Origin of the sequence: Nodosilinea sp. LEGE 06152, from assembly GCF_015207525.1 — a bacterium.
Lineage (GTDB): Bacteria > Cyanobacteriota > Cyanobacteriia > Phormidesmidales > Phormidesmidaceae > Nodosilinea.
In genome coordinates this window covers 104654-122985 of the sequence record NZ_JADEWR010000005.1, presented here as the reverse complement: position 1 = coordinate 122985, position 18332 = coordinate 104654, and the positions used below count along the sequence as shown (strand labels likewise).

Here is an 18332-nt window from a genome sequence, read left to right as displayed (position 1 = left end):
TTGCCCTGGGGCGATTCTCCTTGCCTACCTTAGGGGATTGCCACGACGGAATCAATGCTACCGATAAATTTTCTTTAAGATTAGGATTTTGCCCGCATGGAGAGGCTGATGCGCTTGAGCTTGGTATCGACCTCCAGCACCCGCACCGTCACCACCTGGCCTACCTTGACGATATCGTTGGGGTCGCTGACAAAGCGATCGGCCATTTGCGAGATGTGCACCAGCCCGTCCTGGTGCACGCCCAGGTCGACAAAGGCTCCAAAGTTGGTGACGTTAGTAACGCTGCCCTCCAGGGTCATGCCCGGCTTCAGGTCGGCAATATCGTTGATGCCCTCCTGAAAGCGGGCGTAGGTGAACTGCTCGCGGGGGTCGCGACCGGGCTTCTCTAGCTCGTGCAGAATATCGCGCAGGGTGAGTTCGCCTGCGGCGGCAGTGGTGTATTTTTTAATGTCGAGGCGCTGAAGGCGATCGACGGCTTTGGAAATTTGATTGAGGGGCAGGGAGAGGTCGGCGGCGATCGCATCGACAATGCCGTAGCTCTCGGGGTGCACCGCTGTATTATCCAACGGGTTAGCGCCGTTGCGAATGCGCAAGAACCCCGCCGCCTGCTCAAACGCCTTTGGTCCCAGCTTCTTCACCTTAAGCAATTCGCGCCGCGACTGAAAAGCTCCATTGGTGTTGCGAAATTCGACGATGTTGTTTGCTACCGCTGGGCTCAGCCCCGACACGTAGGTCAACAGCTCGCGGGAGGCCATATTGAGGTCAACCCCAACATAGTTAACGCAGCTCTCGATGGTGTCGTCGAGCTTTTGCTTTAGCCGCTTCTGGTCAACATCGTGCTGGTACTGGCCGACGCCGATGGACTTAGGGTCAATTTTTACCAGCTCTGCCAGGGGGTCTTGGAGGCGGCGGGCGATGCTGATCGCCCCCCGCACCGTCACATCCAGGTCGGGGAACTCAGCCGCTGCCACCTCGCTAGCGGAGTAAATCGACGCCCCCGACTCATTTACAAACACCTTGACCGGCGGATTGCTCAGGGTCTTGAGCACCTCCCCCACAAAGGCGTCGGTCTCGCGGCTGGCGGTGCCGTTGCCGATCGCGATCAGCTCAATGCCGTGCTTGCGAATCATCCCGATCAGGGTTTCGGCGGCCTGCTGACGCTGCCGGGCCGACTGGTGCGGAAACACCGCCTGGTACTCCAAAAACTTGCCGGTACCATCTACCGCCGCCACCTTGCAGCCGGTGCGAAAGCCCGGATCTACGCCCAGGGTGGGCTTCATGCCCGCCGGGGGCGACAGCAAGAGGTTTTTTAGGTTTGCCTCAAAGTTTTGAATCGACACCTCATCGGCCCAGGCTTTTTTCTCCGCCATCACCTCGCTGGTTAGCGAGGGCTTCATCAGGCGGCTGTAGGCATCCTGCACCACCCCTCGGTAGAACTGGCGAAGTTCGGGCACCGGGGTTTTTATTACCCGCTTCTCGAGGGTTTGCAGAATGGGGTCGGCCTCGACCTCCAGCCCCACCTTGAGAACACCTTCGCGATCGCCCCGCAGGAGCGCCAGCAGGTTGTGGGATGCGATCGCCCGCACGGGAGCCTGGTAGGCCCGGTACATTTCGTACTTAGTGGTGCCCTCAGGGTGGTCTTTTTTGATGCTGGCGGTGAACTGGCCGTGGTTGAGGAGGCGATCGCGCACGTACCGCCGCAGTTCGGCCCGTTCTGCCACCTGCTCCGCCAAAATATCCGCCGTCCCCTGGAGAGCATCATCCACCGATAAGACACCTTTTTCAGGGTTCACAAACGGCTGCGCTTCCTGCTTCAGACTTGCCTTGCGACCTGTCAGGTTCAACGCTTCGACCTGCTGAGCCAGGGGTTCCAGCCCCTTTTCCTTAGCCATGGTGGCGCGGGTGCGGCGCTTAGGTCGGTAGGGCAGGTAGAGATCTTCCAGCTCGGTCTTTTGCTGGCAGGCCAGAATGGCAGACTTCAGCGCCTCCGTCAGTTTGCCCTGGGATTCGATCTCGCTCAGCACCGTCTGGCGGCGGTCTTCGAGTTCGGTTAAATACTGGTGGCGTTCAGCGATTTGCCGCAGCTGCACTTCGTCTAGATCCCCCGTGCGCTCCTTGCGGTAGCGGGCCACAAAGGGCACTGTGGCTCCTTCAGCAAAGAGTTCTAAGGTGGCCTCAACCTGGGTGGGGCGAATCTCTAGCTCGGCGGCAATGGTGCTGGCAATGGTCGTCATAACAGGCTGCTTTATTCTCCGTACTCCTGCAAGAATAGGAGAAAATCTGCTAAGGCTGCTTGGGTTTGCTCGCTAGGGGCAAGTTGATGCCGTGTTTGGAGAATGAAGCATCGATTTTGGATAGCAGCTCGGCGAGTCGCTCGTTTTCGCTCCTCAAGTCGTTGCCGCTCTGCTTCAACACTTCGTTGTTCTTCGCGAACTCTTCGTTGCTCTTCCTCAGCCTTTCGTTGTATTTCCTCATCTCTTCGTTGTGCTTCTTCAGCCAGGCGATTTGTTTCTCGGTTTCGACGGTTCCACTCAACGCCGAAATCAACCACTGCCACCAGGAGGGCTGCCACAGTGAGTCGGTTGCTCCAGACTCTGGGCTGGCCGACGAGTTCAAGGAATCCGAAGTCTTGTTCATCATAGAACCGCAGAAATGCCACAGCGATAGCCAGCACCGTCAGCCCGGTGGCTGGCAGAAGGGTTAAAAAATTGAGCCAAATCTGACGATTGAGTAATCCCATCCTAGCCGACTGGCCTTAAACCTACTCCATTAGAAGCGACCAGATAGAAGCGACCAGAGGCCGTGATGGTGCTTCCTTTAGAAGTATGCCCTTCACGGTGAAAGGACTGTGATCAGTAGCTGACGATCGCCCCCAACGACTTAAGCATGCGGGTTTCGGTATCTGATAAACCCGTGGCTCCGCGGATATTAACGCCTTCGTAGGGACGATCGGGTCGCAGAATCTGCTGGCAAACGCCTGAGTCTAAGGCCCACACGCGAATTTCGTCATCCTGGCTAGCGGTCACCAGATGGGTACGACTGGGGCTAACCGAAACCTGCCAAATATCCTGGCTGTGGCCACTGAAAACAAGGCGGCGCTGGTTCGTCTCGACGGCCCACAATTCGACCTGGGCCGCTGCGCTGGTAATGGCCAAAATCTCCCCGGTAGGACTGGTCGTAACGCCCTGAAGCCACTGTTCGGCGGGGTGCTGCCACTGGCCCTGTAGCTCTCCTAACATGGGCGTTAGGCCGACAATGCTATTGGCAACGCTACCCGCATCGCTGGCCAAGCTCCACCAGCGCACGGTGCCATCGTGGCTGGCGCTGGCCAGCATCGAGCCATCTAAACTCACCGCTAACCCGTGCACCTGGCCCTGGTGGCCGCTCAAGGTGCGCGGCTCGACACCTGCCCCTAAATCACCGGCGCGGGTGTACCGATCGGTGGGCCATAGGCCAATTGTGCCATCCCGTGCTCCCACAATGAGCCAGCCTTCGTCAGTGCTAAAGGTTAAGGCCGATGGGCTATCAGGGGTGCTGTCTAAGTCGCCGGTACAGCTGCCGGTGGCCGTATCCCAAATTGAAATGTTGCCCGCCAGGTTCACACTGGCCAACCACTGGCCGCTGGTGCTAAAGCTGAGCAGGGTGGCGGGGGCAGCAATGGGCCAAACCCACTGGCTCTCACCACTTACGGTCGACCACAGCCGCAGGGTTTGGTCGTCGGCACTGCTGGCCAGCCACCGACCATCGGCGCTGAGGGCCACGGTGCGAACTGGGCCACCGTGACCCGCCAGCGTGCGAGGACCGCTGGCATAGGGGTTGCCCGCATGGATCTGCCAAAGGCGCAGGTGGCTGTCGTCATGGCCCGTAAGAATGGTGCTGCTGTCGGGGCCAGAGTCAGTACCAGCGTTGGAATGGCCGTTGCTGGGAGCGGCGCTGAGGGCCAAACAGCCAACCCGGTGCGCCTGGCTCAGAAAGCTGCGCCAGCACTGGCCCCGCCGAGCGCTCCAAAGCTTGATGGTGTAGTTGCTGCCGGTCACGAAGTAGCGGCTGTCGGTGCTAAAGGCCAAGGCCCAGACCGGGGCCCCCAGCGACGGCAGGGTGTAGCAGGCGCGGCGCTCAGGAATATCCCATACGGAAACGCTGAAGTCTTGGCGGCTGCACACCAGGTAGCGCCCGTTGGGGCTAACGGCCAGGGCCGGCAGGGCCTGCACCTCGGCGGGCAAAATCCAGCAGGGCAGGCCGGTTTCTAGGTTCCAAATGGTGAGGCAGTGGTCGTCGTAGCCCGCCGCAAAGGGAAGCGGGGGGCAAGCGGGGTCATTGGGGTCGGCGAGGAATCCAGCGGTGCGCAAGCTTGCCGTCGAGCGCGCCTGAAAACTCTGTAGCAGGGTGCGATCGCGCGTCTGCCACAGACAGGCCCGCTGGTCGTCACCGCCGCTGACCAGGCGATCGCCCTCAGCGCTGTAGGCCAGGCTGTGAATAGGGCCGTGGTGGCCGTCTATCTGCCCCTGGCTCACCCCCGAGGCCACCTCCCACAGGCACAATTGCCCGCTGTCGTCGCCCGAGGCCAGCTGACTGCCATCGGGGCTAAAGGCTAGGGCACCCACGGCCACTTGGTGGTGGCTGAGCACATCGGTTTGGTAGGTGGTGCCCACCGGCCACAGCCAGATTTGCCCGGTTTCGGTACCCACTGCCAGCAGGTCGCCCAGAGGGCTAAAGGCCAGCGATCGCACCCCCTGAGACTGGTCTTCGTCAAACATCCACACCAGTTTGCTGCGCCGCAGATCCCACAGCAGCAGCCGGCCTTCGTGGTCGCCCGTGGCAAGATAGCGGTGGTGGCCGGGGGCAGAGGCGGGGCTAAAGGCCGCTACCGGGTCGCGGCCCAGGGCTGTGGCAAAGGCCGTATCGCTAAACTGAGCCTCGCTGAAGTTGGCTCCCTGCAGACTCACCTGCCGCAGGTCACCCTGGCAGATAGCTAGCTGCGAAAAGTTAGCCCCGCTTAGCCCCAGCCCTAAATAGTGGCAGAGGTGTATTAAGTTGCTGGCCCCATAGCCGGGCTGGTTAGCTAAGCCAGACAGCGCCTTAAGCAGGCGATCGCCCTTAGCGGCCAGCGCCCCATTGGTAGGGTAACGACGCCTTAGCTCATCGCCCAGGGGTACCAGCATCGCGGCCCGCTGCCGCTCCTGTACGACCTCACGGGCCGTCATGGTAATCAGCGGTAGCCGCTGCAACCACCCTAGCGACTCAGCCTCCAGCTCCGCCATCAGGTCTTGGTACAGCCGTTCCAGCACCAGGGTTTGCACAATTGGTCGCAGGCTCAGCACCAGCCCGCCCCCTTCTGCAGGCAGGCCCACCACCCAGCCGCGCCCCAGCACCGACTGTACCACCCCATCCTCGGGGGTGGGCTGCAAAATCGCGATCAGGTCATCGCGCGCCATCGGCTCCTGGGCTAGGGCCAGCCCGTAGAGAATGGCCCACTCTTCGGGCAGCAGCCGCTCCAGGGCCTGGGTAAAGGTGCGCTGCACCACCAGCGGCACCACCAAATCGGGAGCCTGAAGCAGCGATTTGGGCTGCCCCTGGTACATATCGCGCAGAATTGCCCCTATCCCCCGCAGCACTAGGGGATGGCCGCCATAGCGATCGCTCAGGGCAGTCCAGTCTTCCGGGGCTACGATAGGGGCGGCGGGGGGGTGCAGCAGTGGGCGAATGCCCTCGGCGTCCAGGTCTCCCAGGGCGCATTCCTGCACCCGCGGCCCCTGCACCTGGGAAAAATCGGCCGGTTTCTCGCGGCTGACCCAGACCAAACAGCTCTGGTGGTGGCGCTCGGCTCCCTGGTGGAACAGTCGCTGGATGGCCATAGTGTCGGCCCGGTAGGTGCCCAACAGCTGCTGCGACTCAAACAACTGGTCCATGCTGTCGAGAATGAGCAGGATTTGACGCTGCTCTAGCTGGTCGAGCACCCAATCCACCGCAGCTAGGGGCGACAGGTTAGGCGCTGTTGGGTTAAGCCAGTGCAAGATAGCGGCTAGCACCGCCTCGTCGGTGACATCGGGGGGCAGCGCCAGGTAGCCATACTGCTCGACCTGGGGGCCGATTGCTGCGATCGCCGCCGCCGCCAGCGTGGTCTTGCCCACCCCCGGCAGGCCCCACAGCACCACCGTGCGGCAGCGCTCGTCTAGAACCCATCGTTTGATCTGGGCTAGCTCGGCGTCCCGTCCGCCAAAGTCGCTCAGGTCGATGCGAGGCGAGTCGCGTACTATCAAAACCGGAGCGGCGGCCAGAGCCGCGCTAGTTGCGGGCGACGGCGGTACTTCGTCAGCATTAGGGGATTCCACCCGCCCCTGAGCCGCCCAGGTTTGCAGCACGTTTTGAATATTGCGCTTAGTGACTCGAATACCCCGGCGATCGGTATCGACCAGCTCAGTGAGAAACTGCCAGAGCTTGGGGCCAACGTCTTTTTTGAGGTAGTCTTCGGTGTAGCCGACGGTAGGGGTTGCCATCGCCGAGTAGGTCTTGTTCTCCCACGACCCCTTCAGCACCAAGCGCTCTACATCCTTGAGTGGGCGACCCTTGCGCTCTACGGCGACCTGGTTAATGAGTACAGCGATTTCCTCAAAGTCCATTGGCCAGACAGCTACAGATGACCCCCAATCGTGCCTCAGTTTACCTGAATTTTTCAGAACTTTTCGGTGCGGGCCGAAGTCTAATCAGCCCCAGTAGAGCAAAAAAATTCCCCAACCCGAGGGCCAGGGAATGATCAGGGTGCATCTACCAGTTCATATTTCAGGGCCGGGCAGGGGCATCAGGATGATTTAGGAGGGATTTTGCTAGAGTGCGTGGGGAGTGGATGGGTAGATGGGTAGATGGGTGGATGGGTGGATGGGTAGGGCGGACACTGCCTACCAGCGAGTGGATGGGTAGGGTGGGCATTGCCCACCAGCAATCCTGGTTTTTAGGAAAGGGAGCCATTCTCTCGCCGACTATGCTTCAAATCGTTTAAGAAGAACTGGTCAGGGACGACCGCTTAGGACAACCGTTTAGGGAAAATAGGGGGAGCAAGCTGTGTCGGGTGCGCTGAGTTTAACTGCCTACGATCTTTGGAAAACCTATGGCGATGAGGCGGTGGTGCAGGGCATTAGTTTTACCCTGGCACCGGGTGAGATTGTAGGTCTGCTGGGGCCAAACGGGGCGGGCAAAACCACCACCGTGGGCATGCTGTTTGGCACGGTTATTCCCACCAAGGGGTTTGTGCAGTTTGGTCCCTGGCAATTGCCGGGGCAGGGGCAGCTGGCCCGCGCCCAGATGGGCATTGTCACCCAGGAAGACAACCTCGACCCCGACTTTACGGTCTTTGACAACCTCACCCACTTTGCCCATCATTACCGCATTACTGGGGCGGCGGCGCGGCAGCGAGCGGGGGAACTGCTGGCTCTGGTTAACCTGGAGCACCGGGCCGACGCCCAGGTGGATGACCTTTCTGGCGGCATGAAGCGGCGGCTGGTGCTGGCCCGCGCTCTGCTGAATGAACCCAAGATTGTGTTTTTAGACGAGCCCACTACCGGCCTCGACCCCGACGCCCGCCAGGATTTTTGGCGGCTGGTGCAGCACCTCAAGGCGAATGGCTGCGGTATTTTGCTGACCACGCACTATATGGATGAGGCGCAGCGACTGTGCGATCGCCTGCTGCTGCTCCAGGCGGGTAAAGTGATCGACGAGGGCACCCCTGCTGACCTGGTCGCCCGCGTGATTGGCCGCGAGGTTGCCGAGGTTGAGGGCGTTGGTGCAGAACGGCTTAAAGCCCTGGCCGATCGCCACGGAGCGTGGTATCGGGCCTTTGGCGGTGGTCACCTGGTCACTCTGCCCGATGGGGAGCCCGAGGCAGTGTGGAGCCAGATTGAAGCCTACCACCCCAGCCGCCTGCTGCGACGGCCCGCTAATTTAGAAGATGTATTTCTGCGACTCACCGGGAGCGTGCTGGAATGAAGCTAATTACCGCGACCCCCTGGGGGGTGTATTCGGTCTGGTGGCGGCACTTTCAGGTGTATCGCAGCACCTGGTTGGTCAACTGTCTGCCGCCCATCTCTGAACCGATTGTCTATCTGCTAGCCTTTGGCTACGGTCTCACGCCCCTCATTGGCGACGTGGAATACCTGGGGCAGATGATTCCGTACTCGCGGTTTTTGGCTCCGGGGATGATTGCGATCGGGGTGCTATTTCAGTCGTTTTTTGAGGGAGCCTACAGCAGCTTTATTCGGCTCAATTTTCAAAAGACCTGGCAAGCCCTGCTGACGGCCCCGCTGAGCTATACCGATGTGTTTTTGGGCGACTGGTTTTGGGCGGCTACCAAGGGCAGCATTGCTGGAACGCTAACCGGACTAGTAGCGGTGATTGCCAACCTCTACGACCTCCCTAGCCTGGTGCTGTCGCTGCCGCTGATCGTGCTGGGCAGCCTGCTGTTTGGGGCCTTTGGCCTGCTGGTGGCCGGGGCGGTCAACAAGGTCGATCAGGTAAATGTGCCAATTTTTCTGGTCATTATCCCCATGTTTACCCTCTGCGGCACCTACTTTCCGCGCGATACGCTGCCGCCGCTGCTGGCTCGCTTTGCTAGCTTTCTGCCCCTGGCGTCGCTGGTAGATCTGCTGCGCTGGCCCCTGGGGTTACCGCCCTGGTGGCCCCTGCTGCTGCTCTGGCTGATCGGCTGGATGGTGGTGATGGCGCGGCTAGCTGCCCTGCGGATCTATCCAAGATTGTTTAGTTAATGCTCGTTCATAAAAGTTTAAGCGTGAGGATGTCTCTTTCAATACTGTAATTTATGGTTGCTGTCCCTAATAGTACTTAGGGATGATTGCCGTAGACTTCGGTCTTGAGTTATGCTCCAGAGCATTAATACGTATGGCGATGAGTCAGTGATGAATTTCGTTGGCGGTTGCATTTCTAAACCAGCTTTGGGAGCAGCATTGGCAGATTTGCTGCCCCCTGCTAAGGTTTTGCTGTCCCAGAACGTTGACGCCAACGAAAAGTTGACTCTTGTGCTGTACAAAGCGCATTTATTGCTCAAAACGATAGCTTGCTTTGTGGCCGATCAGGAGGCAGGCGGTCAAAGGACCGTAACGGTTAAGCAAAGCCTAGACAGCAGTGGTGAACTCGGCAAGCCGTTCATCGACACGGGAACTTTAGCTACAGGTTACACAGCAATCTATTTGAGGCCGCTGACTCCACCATAGCTGTCTCGATCATGACAGCAGGAGAGAGTGCCAGGTAGCCTAATCCAGGTACTTTAAAGCCCTGACGGAGTGCGTTTGAAAATTGGGCTTGAACTCATTTTCTAGCATTCTTTAGACCAAAGCTTTTGTTCTTTGCTGTCTGGGGATACTTGCAAGCCCCAGGTGCTCAAGTCATTTCTGAAGTTGGGGAATATTCTCGCCAGCTTAGCAGGATCAAAATGGCTTAAGGCTCTGTCTCTTGCACTACAGCCCCCTCAACACAAGCTTTTACAGCGGTTCGTTAGGCGACCGGGGATTGCATCTTGTTGGCAGCGTGAACCTTCAAAAATTTGACGACAACAATGAATACTATTCTTGAGCAAAAATTGCCTGAGCAAAAGCCTCGCCCAAACTCTATTTGGGTAAAGCGTAAAACTCGCGTTCTTACCTCACTTCTTGGCCCAATTCCACTCTCGCTTGGCAATCGTCTGCGGTGTCTGTTTTACCGCTCAATTTTGGGCGATTTGGGCGAGGGAGTCTACCTTGGTACGGAGCTAGAACTAGGGGGAGCGAGGGGAATTTTTTTGGGAGCAGGTTCAGCGATAGATAATAGGGTTCGCCTAGATAGCGGTGAACCTAATGGTCGCATTATTTTAAGGCTACAGGTCTTGTTAGACCGCGGCGTTTCCCTCGAAGCATTGGGCGGGAGCCTTGAGATTGGAGAACAAACCTGCATAGGTCCCTATGTTTGTATGGCAGGGCCGGGCAATATTCAGATTGGCAAAAACTGCATGATTGCATCCCACGTCAGCATTTATGCTAACAATCATATTTTTACTGATCTTCATACTCCAATTGGCGATCAAGGCGTTTCCTGGACAGGAATTGTAATTGAAGATGACTGTTGGCTAGGGACTGGTGTAAGAGTGCTAGATGGGGTCACCATTGGTCATGGCAGCGTCGTTGGGGCTGGGGCTGTAGTGACTAAAAGCCTTCCACCTTTTTCAGTTGCAGTAGGTGTTCCGGCTAAGGTTATGTACAAACGGTCTGATGCGACCTCAAAATCAGTAGCCGCATAACCAAAGCTGCCGCCGTGCTCCTAGACTGGCGTTAGGCTGCTAACGGCCATCCGTTTGCAGGATCACTTGCTGCTTGGCGAGTGCTGTGTCTTGCCAACGATGGTGTAGTTAGGTGGCCTTGCAACTCGCTCTAAGGTGTTGAACGACCACTTCAAACTGGGGTGCCTGAGTCTGAATTTTGCCCGGTCGGGTTCTCAGTAAATGGGCAACGGTACAGCCAGCGGTTAAAACAGGTACATAGGATTTATATTTCAGTAGCTCTGTTTTATGTCGTCACCTACATCTCAACCCGGCTGCCCGATTACCAATTTGGTGAGCCAGTGCATTCAAGCCCGCGTTATTACCCAAGCGCAGTATCAGGAGCTAACTACCCTGGTGCTGGCCGATGGCACTGTCGATGAGAGTGAGCGCAAGCAGGTCAACCGCCTGTTTGACGCGATTCAGGTGGGGCGGGTGAAGATTGCTGGTTAGAGAGTGGGTGGGTAAGTTTTACCTGCTATCTACCCGTCTACCCGCCCACACACCTACTCGGTAATTCGTCCGGTCAGGGGCGAACTGGCGATCGCCTTTCCCTGCACCGGAATGCGCCCAGCTCGGTAGGCGAGGCGTCCGGCTAGGGTGGCGAGACCCATGGCGCGGCCCATGGCGACGGGGTCGGCGGCTTTGGCGATCGCGGTGTTAATCAGCAGCGCGTCAGCTCCCATTTCCATCGCTTCGGCGGCTTCGCTGGGGGTGCCAATGCCCGCATCGACAACTACCGGCACCGTGGCATTTTCGATAATGATTTGAATGTTGGCGGCGTTGCGAATGCCCTGACCCGATCCAATCGGTGAGCCCAGGGGCATGACGGTAGCGCAGCCCGCCTCTTCGAGGCGCTTGGCCAGCAGCGGGTCGGCGTTGATGTAGGGCAGCACCGCAAAGCCTTCTTTGACCAGCTGCTCGGCGGCCTCTAGGGTACCAATCGGGTCGGGCAGCAGGTACTTGGCGTCGGGGATGACTTCGAGCTTGACGAAGTTGTTGTCTTCCTGGCCCAGCAGCTTGGCCATTTCGCGGCCCAGGCGAGCCACGCGAACGGCGTCTTCGGCGGTTTTGCAGCCCGCCGTGTTGGGCAGCATCCAAATTTTCGACCAGTCGAGGGCTTCAGCTAATCCCTCGTGGCCGGGGGCGTTGGTCTGCACCCGCCGCACCGCTACGGTGACAATGTTGCAGCCGCTGGCGGCGATGCTCTGGCGCATGGTGGCAAAGTCGTTGTACTTGCCGGTGCCGGTCATCAATCGCGACGAAAAGGTGCGTCCGGCGATCGTCAGGAGGGAATCGCCAGGGACGGGGGCCAGATCGGTATCTAGAGTTGGAGCAGGGGCGGGGGCAACATCGGTGAAGGTCATAACCKKAGGGGGTAAAGAAACGGAAGACGGGGTGGGATAGGACGGCGCAGCGGTATGGAAGCGCCGCCAGGAGAAGGCATCCAGGCGTGGGTCTACCGTGCCCATGACTGTCTGAGCCACCAGCTGAGCGGTGATGGGGGCCAGCAAAATGCCGTTGCGATAGTGGCCAGTGGCCAGGGTAAGGTTGACGGCAGGACCAGGGCCAAGGATGGGCCACTCGTCGGGGGTGGCTGGGCGGTAGCCCCACCAGGTTTCGTCGAGGGTAAAGTCGGCCAGCTGGGGCAGCAGGGCGATCGCATTCCCCAGCAGCTGATTTACTCCCCCGGCGCTGTTGTGTGGCGCAAAGCCCGCGTCCTGGCTGGTGGCCCCCAGCACAATGCGACCATCGCGGCGGGGCACGATATAGATGTCTTCGCCAAACAACACCCGCTGTAGTGGCTGGGGGGTGCCATAGCCAGGGGGCACCCGCAGACTGGCCATTTCGCCCTTTTTGGGAAACACCGGCAGGGGCAGTAGCTCGTGGGTCCAGGCTCCGCTGGCCAGCACCATGTGGTCGGCGCTAAAGTCGCCCGCCTCGGCGGTGCAGACTCGCTCCACCCGGCCCTGGTGCTGCTGTAGGGCGATCGCCCCGGTGCCCTCGTGCAGGCTAACGCCCAGATCGATCGCCGCCTGCCGCAGGGCCTGCACCAGTAGTCGATTGTCAACCTGGCCCTCGTCGGGGTACCAGAATGCGCCCTGAACGGTGTCGCTGAGGCCGGGCTGATAGTAACTCAGGGTGGCTGCACTCAGCCACTCCTGGGTAGGCGGGTCGGGAGCGGTACGGCGTGGAGCCAATATGCCGCAGGGCCAGTAGCCCACCGACAGCCCAGTCAGCGCTTCGAGCTTGCTAACCCAGGTGGGGTAGAGGCCCAGACTGGCAAGGCACAGATTTGCCATGGGGCCAGGGGCTATGCCCTCGGCCTGGGGGGCCAGCATACCAGCGGCGGCATGGCTGGCGGCCTGGGCAAAATTACGGCTGAGCACAGTAACGGTGGCTCCCTGCTGCCGTAGCTCCAGCGCGATCGCCAGACCAATGACGCCGCCGCCCACCACCAGGACGTCGCTTCCCTGATTTACCATGCCGTTCAACTCAAGTGCTCACTGTCATTTTAGGCCACCTGAGTCCGCGACGGTTGCAGTGTGGCTTTATGAGCGATGGGTAAAGCGATCGGTGAGCCGCTACCACAGCGCCGGGATAGAGTCTAACTCAGGGTCAGGAGCCGGGCGAGCCACTTCACCGGGCTGCACCAAACCCGGCTGAATGGGGGCGATATCGCCCGTAGCCGCTGGGAAGGTAGCGGCTCCACCTGGGCGCGGAATCACATTGCCAGAGGCAGGGCTGCCGCCGTTGGCCCCTGCGGTACCGGTAGTGTTTGGAGAAATGGTGGCGCGATTGCTGTTCTGGTCGGTAAAGGTGCTGTTGCCCGTAGCCGAAATGCCGTTAGTGCCCACCTCGCTCTGGCGCTGCACCAGCCGCCCAGCCTGCTCCAGGGGCACGCTACCTAGGTCGCCGCCATTGCTCTCAGCCGTTGTATTGCGCTGGCTAGTCAGTTGTGCTCCCTGGGAGCGATCGCTCAACAGCCGATTGAGCCCGCCAGTTAGCATTACTGCGATCGCCGCCAGAATGCCGCCGATAATAAAGCGATTCATGGCTGTCCTCACCCATACCTACGTTCTATCATCGCGTAAATTGTCCCAATTGACACAAAAAGCCAGTTTTTAGCCCTTTAGGAAGGTTCTATCTCAGCAAAAGTCTCCTTTAGGGTTGAAATTCGGCCCGTTGGGTTTGGTGCTATAAAACTCTAGATTGCTCTATAAATAGCTATCCCTTCGACTTCGCTCAGGGACCGGCTATGGCTGTTTTTATCGTTGGGGGTGCCGCGCTAGCGGCATGGACGATTGGTATTTAGTTGAAACACGCTTAGGCTGGTTGAATAAACACGACTTCCAGCTTCAGGTCGTTGAAGTCATCGAGGGAGTCTTGATCTTCAAAGGCGACTTCGTAGCGGTTTCCGTTGGCGTAGCGCGTGCGCTTAACCCTAACGCCAAAGGCGTCTCGCCAGGGGCTGCGGGCGTTTAGGCGGTTGTCGCCGTCAAAATAGTAGGTAAACACGTCCGCTTCCGGCGGAAACGAATACCAGCGGGTGGGGTCGTTGTTGGTCACTTCCTGCCGCAGTTCCGACTCGGGGGGAAGCTGGTTGATGGGGCGGGGGCCAGCGTTTTCTTGGTAAACCCGCATTCGTTGGCGAAACAGCGCATCGCCACCGTAGATGCGATACCACACCTGATGGGGAGTAGCGATATTGGTGGTGTAGACCGAGTAGGCGGTTGCCGTGGGCATGGTCACAACCTCGTACTCGCGCACCAAATCACGCAGAGGCGGAGCCTGCTGGGCAGGAGTTCGAAGCCCCAGGGGCACAGCCAGAAGCAGCACCACCCCAAGGGCCACAACGAAACCGTAAACTATGCCGCGCCGTTTCATGCTCTCAGCCACCAGGAGGTTTTGCCCAAAGAATAACGCAGTTTTTCGGTTTAGGACGCTAAAAAGGGCTGATAACGTCAGCGTAGACCGATTAAAACATTGGTGAAGTCTTGATAAATCAGGCCTGGTTTTTGATCTCGCCGAGGGCGAACGACTTAACAGGGTTAAATGGGGCAGCTGCGCACAACGCAGGTGCTCTCTAGCTACGGGTTGTGCCGCCTCAGGCGCTGAGAATCTGCCTGCCGGAAGCCTGTCGAGCGCGTCTAGATCGCAACCAATCAGACTACTAACGCAGGGGCAAACCGCGTTTGCTCAACTCAGTCGGAGGTAGCCTAATAAACCTGAGTTCGACCGCTAAAAAGCGGCTTGCGGCAGGGCTTTGAGCTCATAATCTGGGAGTCCCAAAGAGGGCTTGTCGGGGTGGTAGGCGTAGGCAATCAGGCCTGATACCAGATTGACGAGGAAATTGAAGGGACTGCGGTGCCGCGAATGCTCGATCTGGCAGAGGTTCTTGAGTTGGTCGTTGACCGTCTCGATAATGGGACGCTTGCGCAGCAGAATCTTGTTGAGCAGCGGCATTAGTGCGTTTTTCATATTTTTACGGCGTTTGGTTATCAACTCCAGACCCCGCTCAAGGAGCGACTCAAAGAGGGCCTGCGAAACGTACCCTCGGTCTCCAAACAGCTTTCCGACTAGGTCCTGGGTCATATTGGGAACTGGCTTGCGGTCGTCGGTATTGCCTGGCGTTAGCGCAGCGGCCAGCAGTTCACCGTGGTCGTTAATGATGAGGTGTAGCTTGAAGCCGAAGTACCACCCCACCGACGATTTGCCCCAGCCCGCTAGTCCTTTGAAAGTCTTATGAGCCTTAGCCCGCTTGATATGGCAGACAGCTACCGAGGTGGAATCAATGAAACTGATGCCGGTGACCTCGCCAAAACACCGGGTGTTGAGAAAGCTCACTAGTGCCATAAAGCTCCATGGCATCAGCTCGACGAACCGGCTATAGCTCACTAAATTGGGGAAGGCATCTTGCCAGTCGGCCAAGACTTTTTGCTTGTAAAAATCCTTAAACGTCCGGTAGCACGAGCCATGGAAGGCGATGACGATAGTCATCACTTCGCTGATGCTCAACCGCGACTGATAGCTTTTCGGCTGGCCGTCGTACGGCAACCGGGGAACATCTCGCTCACAGAGCCGCTCAAACTCGCGATAAAAGTCGTCAACGTCGCAAAAGATTTGGGTCAAGTCGAGGCGCGCTAGACTCAAAGACATGGCTGAGGTGCTTAGAATTCAACACTTTGAGCGTAACCCTCAGCCTTTCTTTCAGCACTTCACTCGTTGTCGAACTCAGGTCAAACAGGCAAAACCAGATGACCAGGAAGCCATAAAACCAGATGACCAGAAGGTAATGCGGCCAGAAAACCAGGCATCTGATAAACCAGAAAGCCAGATTGAGGATGCCCCAGCACCGGTAAAGCCCGTGGAAGAGAGGCAGGTTAACCTTTGCGTCAAGGTACCAGAGTCCTGGCGCAAGCACTGGGCCATTCAGGCCAAGGTTCAGGATGTCACCATGACCACTGTGATGGTAGAAGCGCTCACCGAGCGCTTCGGTTTGCCAGATAACCAGACAACCAGATAATTAGAAGCCTGGCTTGGGTGAAGATGCGATCGCATACGGTTGATCCGGGTGAGAAACTTAGTCGACATCAAAGTGGTGAAGCGCTCACCGAGCGTTTTGGTTTGCCGGCTAGCCAGAAAACCAGGTAACCAGCAATCTGGTCACCTGGTTTGGGTGAGGGTGCGATCGCATGCGGTTGAGCCAGGGTGGAAAACCTAGTCGGCAACGAAGTTGTGATTTGTGCCCATTTAGTTTGTTTGTATTATCTGACTAGCTGCGCGCGCAGGCAACTATTCGACCCGCTAATCTGCGATCGCCGACCGTTAAGCTGCTGTATCGAGTAATTTCATACTTATTGCGTGGAAGTACTTCTGCAGCCGCCTGGCTTTAAACGATAAAGGTATACAGAAAAGTGTAAGGTGAACAATCTGACTCGGTGTATTATACAGAAAGTTCCTTGAAAGCTTTTGAATAAAGAGATAGACAAACTATTTAGGCCTGTCATCTTACCTACCAAATCTTAAAGAGTATTTACCCATGGGTGTTTTCTAGATTAACTTTGATTTTTTTGGGCACAGAAATTTAGCACCAGAGCGTGGTTGAAGCGAACAAATTGGTGCGACGTTTCGCAGTGTCCTAAGACCTTGTTAGGAAATGTCAGCAGTAATTTCTTTGAAGTTTTCGGCATTAATAGGTTAATACTCGGCACGATCTAGCGTCATTTTCTGAAGCATTAGATTTTCCAGCCTAAGCAGCTCAAGAAACATTTCTTACCAAGATATCTACTAAGCGCGCTGGTTTTTCATAGCCATTTCCAAAGAGAGCTTTGAGTTTATTTCAAGAGGTCTGTCGGTGAAAGTAATGTATTTTGCTGATCTACTAGGAACCTTTGCTTTTTGCGTAACAGGCATAATGGGAGGTATCCATCACAAAATTGATGTGGTTGGGGCTTTTTTTTTGGCTCTTGCCACCGCAATGGGCGGGGGAATCATTAGAGATATGATATTAGGAGTGGAATCAAGCACATTTAATGACCCGTACCATCTAACTACAGTTTTTATTGGTGTTATTTTTACTTATTTATTTATAAACAAGATAAAGGACAGGTATCAAGTTTTTATTTGTCTTGATGCGCTAGGACTGGCCGTTTTTACTGTAATTGGCGTGGAGAAAGCCATTTTATTAGAAGTTCATTTCCTGGGAGCTATTCTTGCAGGTACACTAACTGCGACAGGAGGAGGAGTAATTAGAGATACATTGGTCGGTGAAATTCCTTTTATATTTCATAAAGAGATATATGCAGCCTCGTCTTTATTGGGAGGAATAATGTTTTATCTCGTACACGAGTTTAATTTAATGCCTCTTTCTTTGAATATTTCTCTATCTGCCGCATTAATTTTTGTAATTCGTCTATGGGGCTATAAAAATAATGTACAAATGCCACGCTTTCGTCGCTGAATCTTTTACGGAACTGTGAATAAGTGAAGTAAGCTATTATGCTAATTGATCAACTCTGTACCCAGATTCAGCGACTTGTGCGCGCAGGCAACTACTCAGTACACAAACCTTCAAAAGGCTAATGTGATTTCTACTATATTTGGTCCGAAGTGGACACCTAATGCTTTACAGGACTGGTTCCGCGGTGTCTAAGAACGTAGCCTCGACGTTTCATCGGCAGCAGGGCCGTATTATTGGACGACAGACAACTTATGCTTGAAATCACACACCCCAGTATCACTATATGCCTGTGGCTACGGTAGGGTTGTCTGATCATGGAGGTGGCATCCACTGGCCTTGGCTAACCAGACGAAGATCAGTACCTGTCATGTTGGTGTGGTAGATCCATAGGGGTTGCTGCATCGACGTGCCGGAGATTGCCTGATTGACCAAGATTTGCACCGCCCACCCTGGACGAATATCTATGCCAGAATTGGGGGTCTCTTCACGGGTATTCAAACAGCGATCAAAGAAGCGAGCCTCTGCCCAGAGCAGGTGCAAACTGGAGACGGGAATTCCAGCATCCTCTGCAACTTGGGTAAGGATTCTCTGTTGTACGGCTTCTGATAGACTTTGCAACCCATCGGGTTGGGGTACCCAGGAACCGACCTCGGCCCCCTGCGGGATATAGTAAACCAGCCGGAGTGACTCGGAACGCCCCTCTCCTGCAACAACAACTCGCCACCCAAATACATCAATGCGATGGCAGATGCCACGCAGCGGGCGAGAAGGGCCAGAACCACCGCTACATTCGTTCCAGGTGACAGGCTCAATCGATTCAACCTGGGTATCGATGTCGGCTATTGCATCTGAAGGCATTTCAAGCATCAGTTCAGGGGTGTTGAACCGTTCCCGAGCATCCTCGATCACCGTATTGGTCAGCGTATTAGAAAGGCTACCGATGTCAGTGTGCGATCGCAGGTCCTTCTCAATGGTTGGTCGAGAGGCTGCGATCGCTGGGTGTCCGATCACAGGGAATGAGGGCAAGGGCGGGACATGGGCAAGACCACTGCTGGCGATCGCAACCGATAA

The 18332-nt window shown here is 56.8% G+C and carries 15 protein-coding genes; 7 read left to right on the top strand and 8 right to left on the bottom strand.

Annotation, left to right across the window (positions count from 1 at the left end):
• Window positions 1-80: 80 nt before the first annotated feature.
• The 3 genes from IQ265_RS09775 to IQ265_RS09765 all read right to left on the bottom strand — a co-directional run bounded on the left by IQ265_RS09775 (window position 81) and on the right by IQ265_RS09765 (window position 6620).
• A complete protein-coding gene (locus tag IQ265_RS09775; RefSeq protein ID WP_194052864.1) occupies window positions 81-2234 on the bottom strand; it encodes a Tex family protein in 2154 nt (717 codons plus the stop codon).
• A gap of 49 nt (window positions 2235-2283) precedes the next feature.
• Complete coding sequence (locus IQ265_RS09770; protein ID WP_194052862.1) at window positions 2284-2637, bottom strand: hypothetical protein; 354 nt, start codon at window positions 2635-2637, stop codon at window positions 2284-2286.
• Window positions 2638-2852: 215 nt separating this feature from the next.
• A complete protein-coding gene (locus IQ265_RS09765; protein WP_194052860.1) occupies window positions 2853-6620 on the bottom strand; it encodes an AAA family ATPase in 3768 nt (1255 codons plus the stop codon).
• Between the two features lie 439 nt (window positions 6621-7059).
• Here IQ265_RS09765 and IQ265_RS09760 point away from each other — a divergent pair, with 439 nt between their 5' ends.
• The 5 genes from IQ265_RS09760 (at window position 7060) to IQ265_RS09740 (ending at window position 10750) form a co-directional block, all read left to right on the top strand.
• Window positions 7060-7980 (top strand): ATP-binding cassette domain-containing protein, encoded by a 921-nt coding sequence (locus IQ265_RS09760; RefSeq protein WP_194052851.1) that lies wholly within the window; start codon window positions 7060-7062, stop codon window positions 7978-7980.
• Window positions 7977-8756: an ABC transporter permease gene (locus IQ265_RS09755; RefSeq protein ID WP_194052846.1), complete on the top strand. Its 780-nt coding sequence runs from the start codon at window positions 7977-7979 to the stop codon at window positions 8754-8756. The genes IQ265_RS09760 and IQ265_RS09755 overlap by 4 nt, the downstream gene beginning before the upstream one ends.
• Window positions 8757-8867: 111 nt before the next feature.
• Window positions 8868-9221 carry a hypothetical protein gene (locus tag IQ265_RS09750; protein ID WP_194052845.1) on the top strand — a complete coding sequence of 118 codons (354 nt, stop codon included), beginning with the start codon at window positions 8868-8870 and terminating at the stop codon, window positions 9219-9221.
• A 341-nt stretch (window positions 9222-9562) separates the two neighbouring features.
• The gene (locus IQ265_RS09745; protein WP_194052844.1) at window positions 9563-10279 is read left to right on the top strand and encodes an acyltransferase; all 717 of its coding nucleotides are present in this window, start codon (window positions 9563-9565) and stop codon (window positions 10277-10279) included.
• Between the two features lie 267 nt (window positions 10280-10546).
• A complete protein-coding gene (locus IQ265_RS09740; protein WP_194052842.1) occupies window positions 10547-10750 on the top strand; it encodes a hypothetical protein in 204 nt (67 codons plus the stop codon).
• A 53-nt stretch (window positions 10751-10803) separates the two neighbouring features.
• Here the strand turns inward: IQ265_RS09740 and thiO are convergent, their stop codons facing one another.
• The 4 genes from thiO to IQ265_RS09720 all read right to left on the bottom strand — a co-directional run bounded on the left by thiO (window position 10804) and on the right by IQ265_RS09720 (window position 15457).
• Window positions 10804-12783, bottom strand: a complete 1980-nt coding sequence (gene thiO / locus IQ265_RS30075) for a glycine oxidase ThiO (RefSeq protein ID WP_194052840.1) — start codon at window positions 12781-12783, stop codon at window positions 10804-10806.
• Between the two features lie 99 nt (window positions 12784-12882).
• Window positions 12883-13353, bottom strand: a complete 471-nt coding sequence (locus IQ265_RS09730; protein WP_194052831.1) for a hypothetical protein — start codon at window positions 13351-13353, stop codon at window positions 12883-12885.
• 271 nt (window positions 13354-13624) lie between these two features.
• Window positions 13625-14185: a hypothetical protein gene (locus tag IQ265_RS09725; RefSeq protein ID WP_194052828.1), complete on the bottom strand. Its 561-nt coding sequence runs from the start codon at window positions 14183-14185 to the stop codon at window positions 13625-13627.
• Between the two features lie 354 nt (window positions 14186-14539).
• Window positions 14540-15457 carry an IS982 family transposase gene (locus IQ265_RS09720; protein ID WP_194052826.1) on the bottom strand — a complete coding sequence of 306 codons (918 nt, stop codon included), beginning with the start codon at window positions 15455-15457 and terminating at the stop codon, window positions 14540-14542.
• Between IQ265_RS09720 and IQ265_RS09715 the strand changes: the two genes are divergently transcribed.
• Both IQ265_RS09715 and IQ265_RS09710 read left to right on the top strand, forming a co-directional pair.
• A complete protein-coding gene (locus IQ265_RS09715; protein ID WP_194053124.1) occupies window positions 15456-15824 on the top strand; it encodes a hypothetical protein in 369 nt (122 codons plus the stop codon). The two genes, IQ265_RS09720 and IQ265_RS09715, sit on opposite strands and share 2 nt — an antisense overlap.
• A gap of 840 nt (window positions 15825-16664) precedes the next feature.
• Entirely contained in the window at window positions 16665-17261 is a 597-nt protein-coding gene (locus IQ265_RS09710) for a trimeric intracellular cation channel family protein (protein ID WP_228037770.1), read from the top strand.
• A gap of 312 nt (window positions 17262-17573) precedes the next feature.
• Here the strand turns inward: IQ265_RS09710 and IQ265_RS09705 are convergent, their stop codons facing one another.
• The gene (locus IQ265_RS09705; RefSeq protein ID WP_194052815.1) at window positions 17574-18272 is read right to left on the bottom strand and encodes a hypothetical protein; all 699 of its coding nucleotides are present in this window, start codon (window positions 18270-18272) and stop codon (window positions 17574-17576) included.
• Window positions 18273-18332: the final 60 nt, after the last annotated feature.

What these genes read in the sequence shown, in the direction of transcription:
- IQ265_RS09775 (WP_194052864.1), bottom strand. Translation starts at nt 2,234, where the DNA reads ATGACGACCATTGCCAGCACCATTGCCGCCGAGCTAGAGATTCGCCCC.
- IQ265_RS09755 (WP_194052846.1), top strand. Translation starts at nt 7,977, where the DNA reads ATGAAGCTAATTACCGCGACCCCCTGGGGGGTGTATTCGGTCTGGTGG.
- IQ265_RS09730 (WP_194052831.1), bottom strand. Translation starts at nt 13,353, where the DNA reads ATGAATCGCTTTATTATCGGCGGCATTCTGGCGGCGATCGCAGTAATG.
- IQ265_RS09770 (WP_194052862.1), bottom strand. Translation starts at nt 2,637, where the DNA reads ATGAACAAGACTTCGGATTCCTTGAACTCGTCGGCCAGCCCAGAGTCT.
- IQ265_RS09740 (WP_194052842.1), top strand. Translation starts at nt 10,547, where the DNA reads ATGTCGTCACCTACATCTCAACCCGGCTGCCCGATTACCAATTTGGTG.
- IQ265_RS09750 (WP_194052845.1), top strand. Translation starts at nt 8,868, where the DNA reads ATGCTCCAGAGCATTAATACGTATGGCGATGAGTCAGTGATGAATTTC.
- IQ265_RS09725 (WP_194052828.1), bottom strand. Translation starts at nt 14,185, where the DNA reads ATGAAACGGCGCGGCATAGTTTACGGTTTCGTTGTGGCCCTTGGGGTG.
- IQ265_RS09715 (WP_194053124.1), top strand. Translation starts at nt 15,456, where the DNA reads ATGGCTGAGGTGCTTAGAATTCAACACTTTGAGCGTAACCCTCAGCCT.
- IQ265_RS09745 (WP_194052844.1), top strand. Translation starts at nt 9,563, where the DNA reads ATGAATACTATTCTTGAGCAAAAATTGCCTGAGCAAAAGCCTCGCCCA.
- IQ265_RS09765 (WP_194052860.1), bottom strand. Translation starts at nt 6,620, where the DNA reads ATGGACTTTGAGGAAATCGCTGTACTCATTAACCAGGTCGCCGTAGAG.
- IQ265_RS09720 (WP_194052826.1), bottom strand. Translation starts at nt 15,457, where the DNA reads ATGTCTTTGAGTCTAGCGCGCCTCGACTTGACCCAAATCTTTTGCGAC.
- IQ265_RS09710 (WP_228037770.1), top strand. Translation starts at nt 16,665, where the DNA reads ATGTATTTTGCTGATCTACTAGGAACCTTTGCTTTTTGCGTAACAGGC.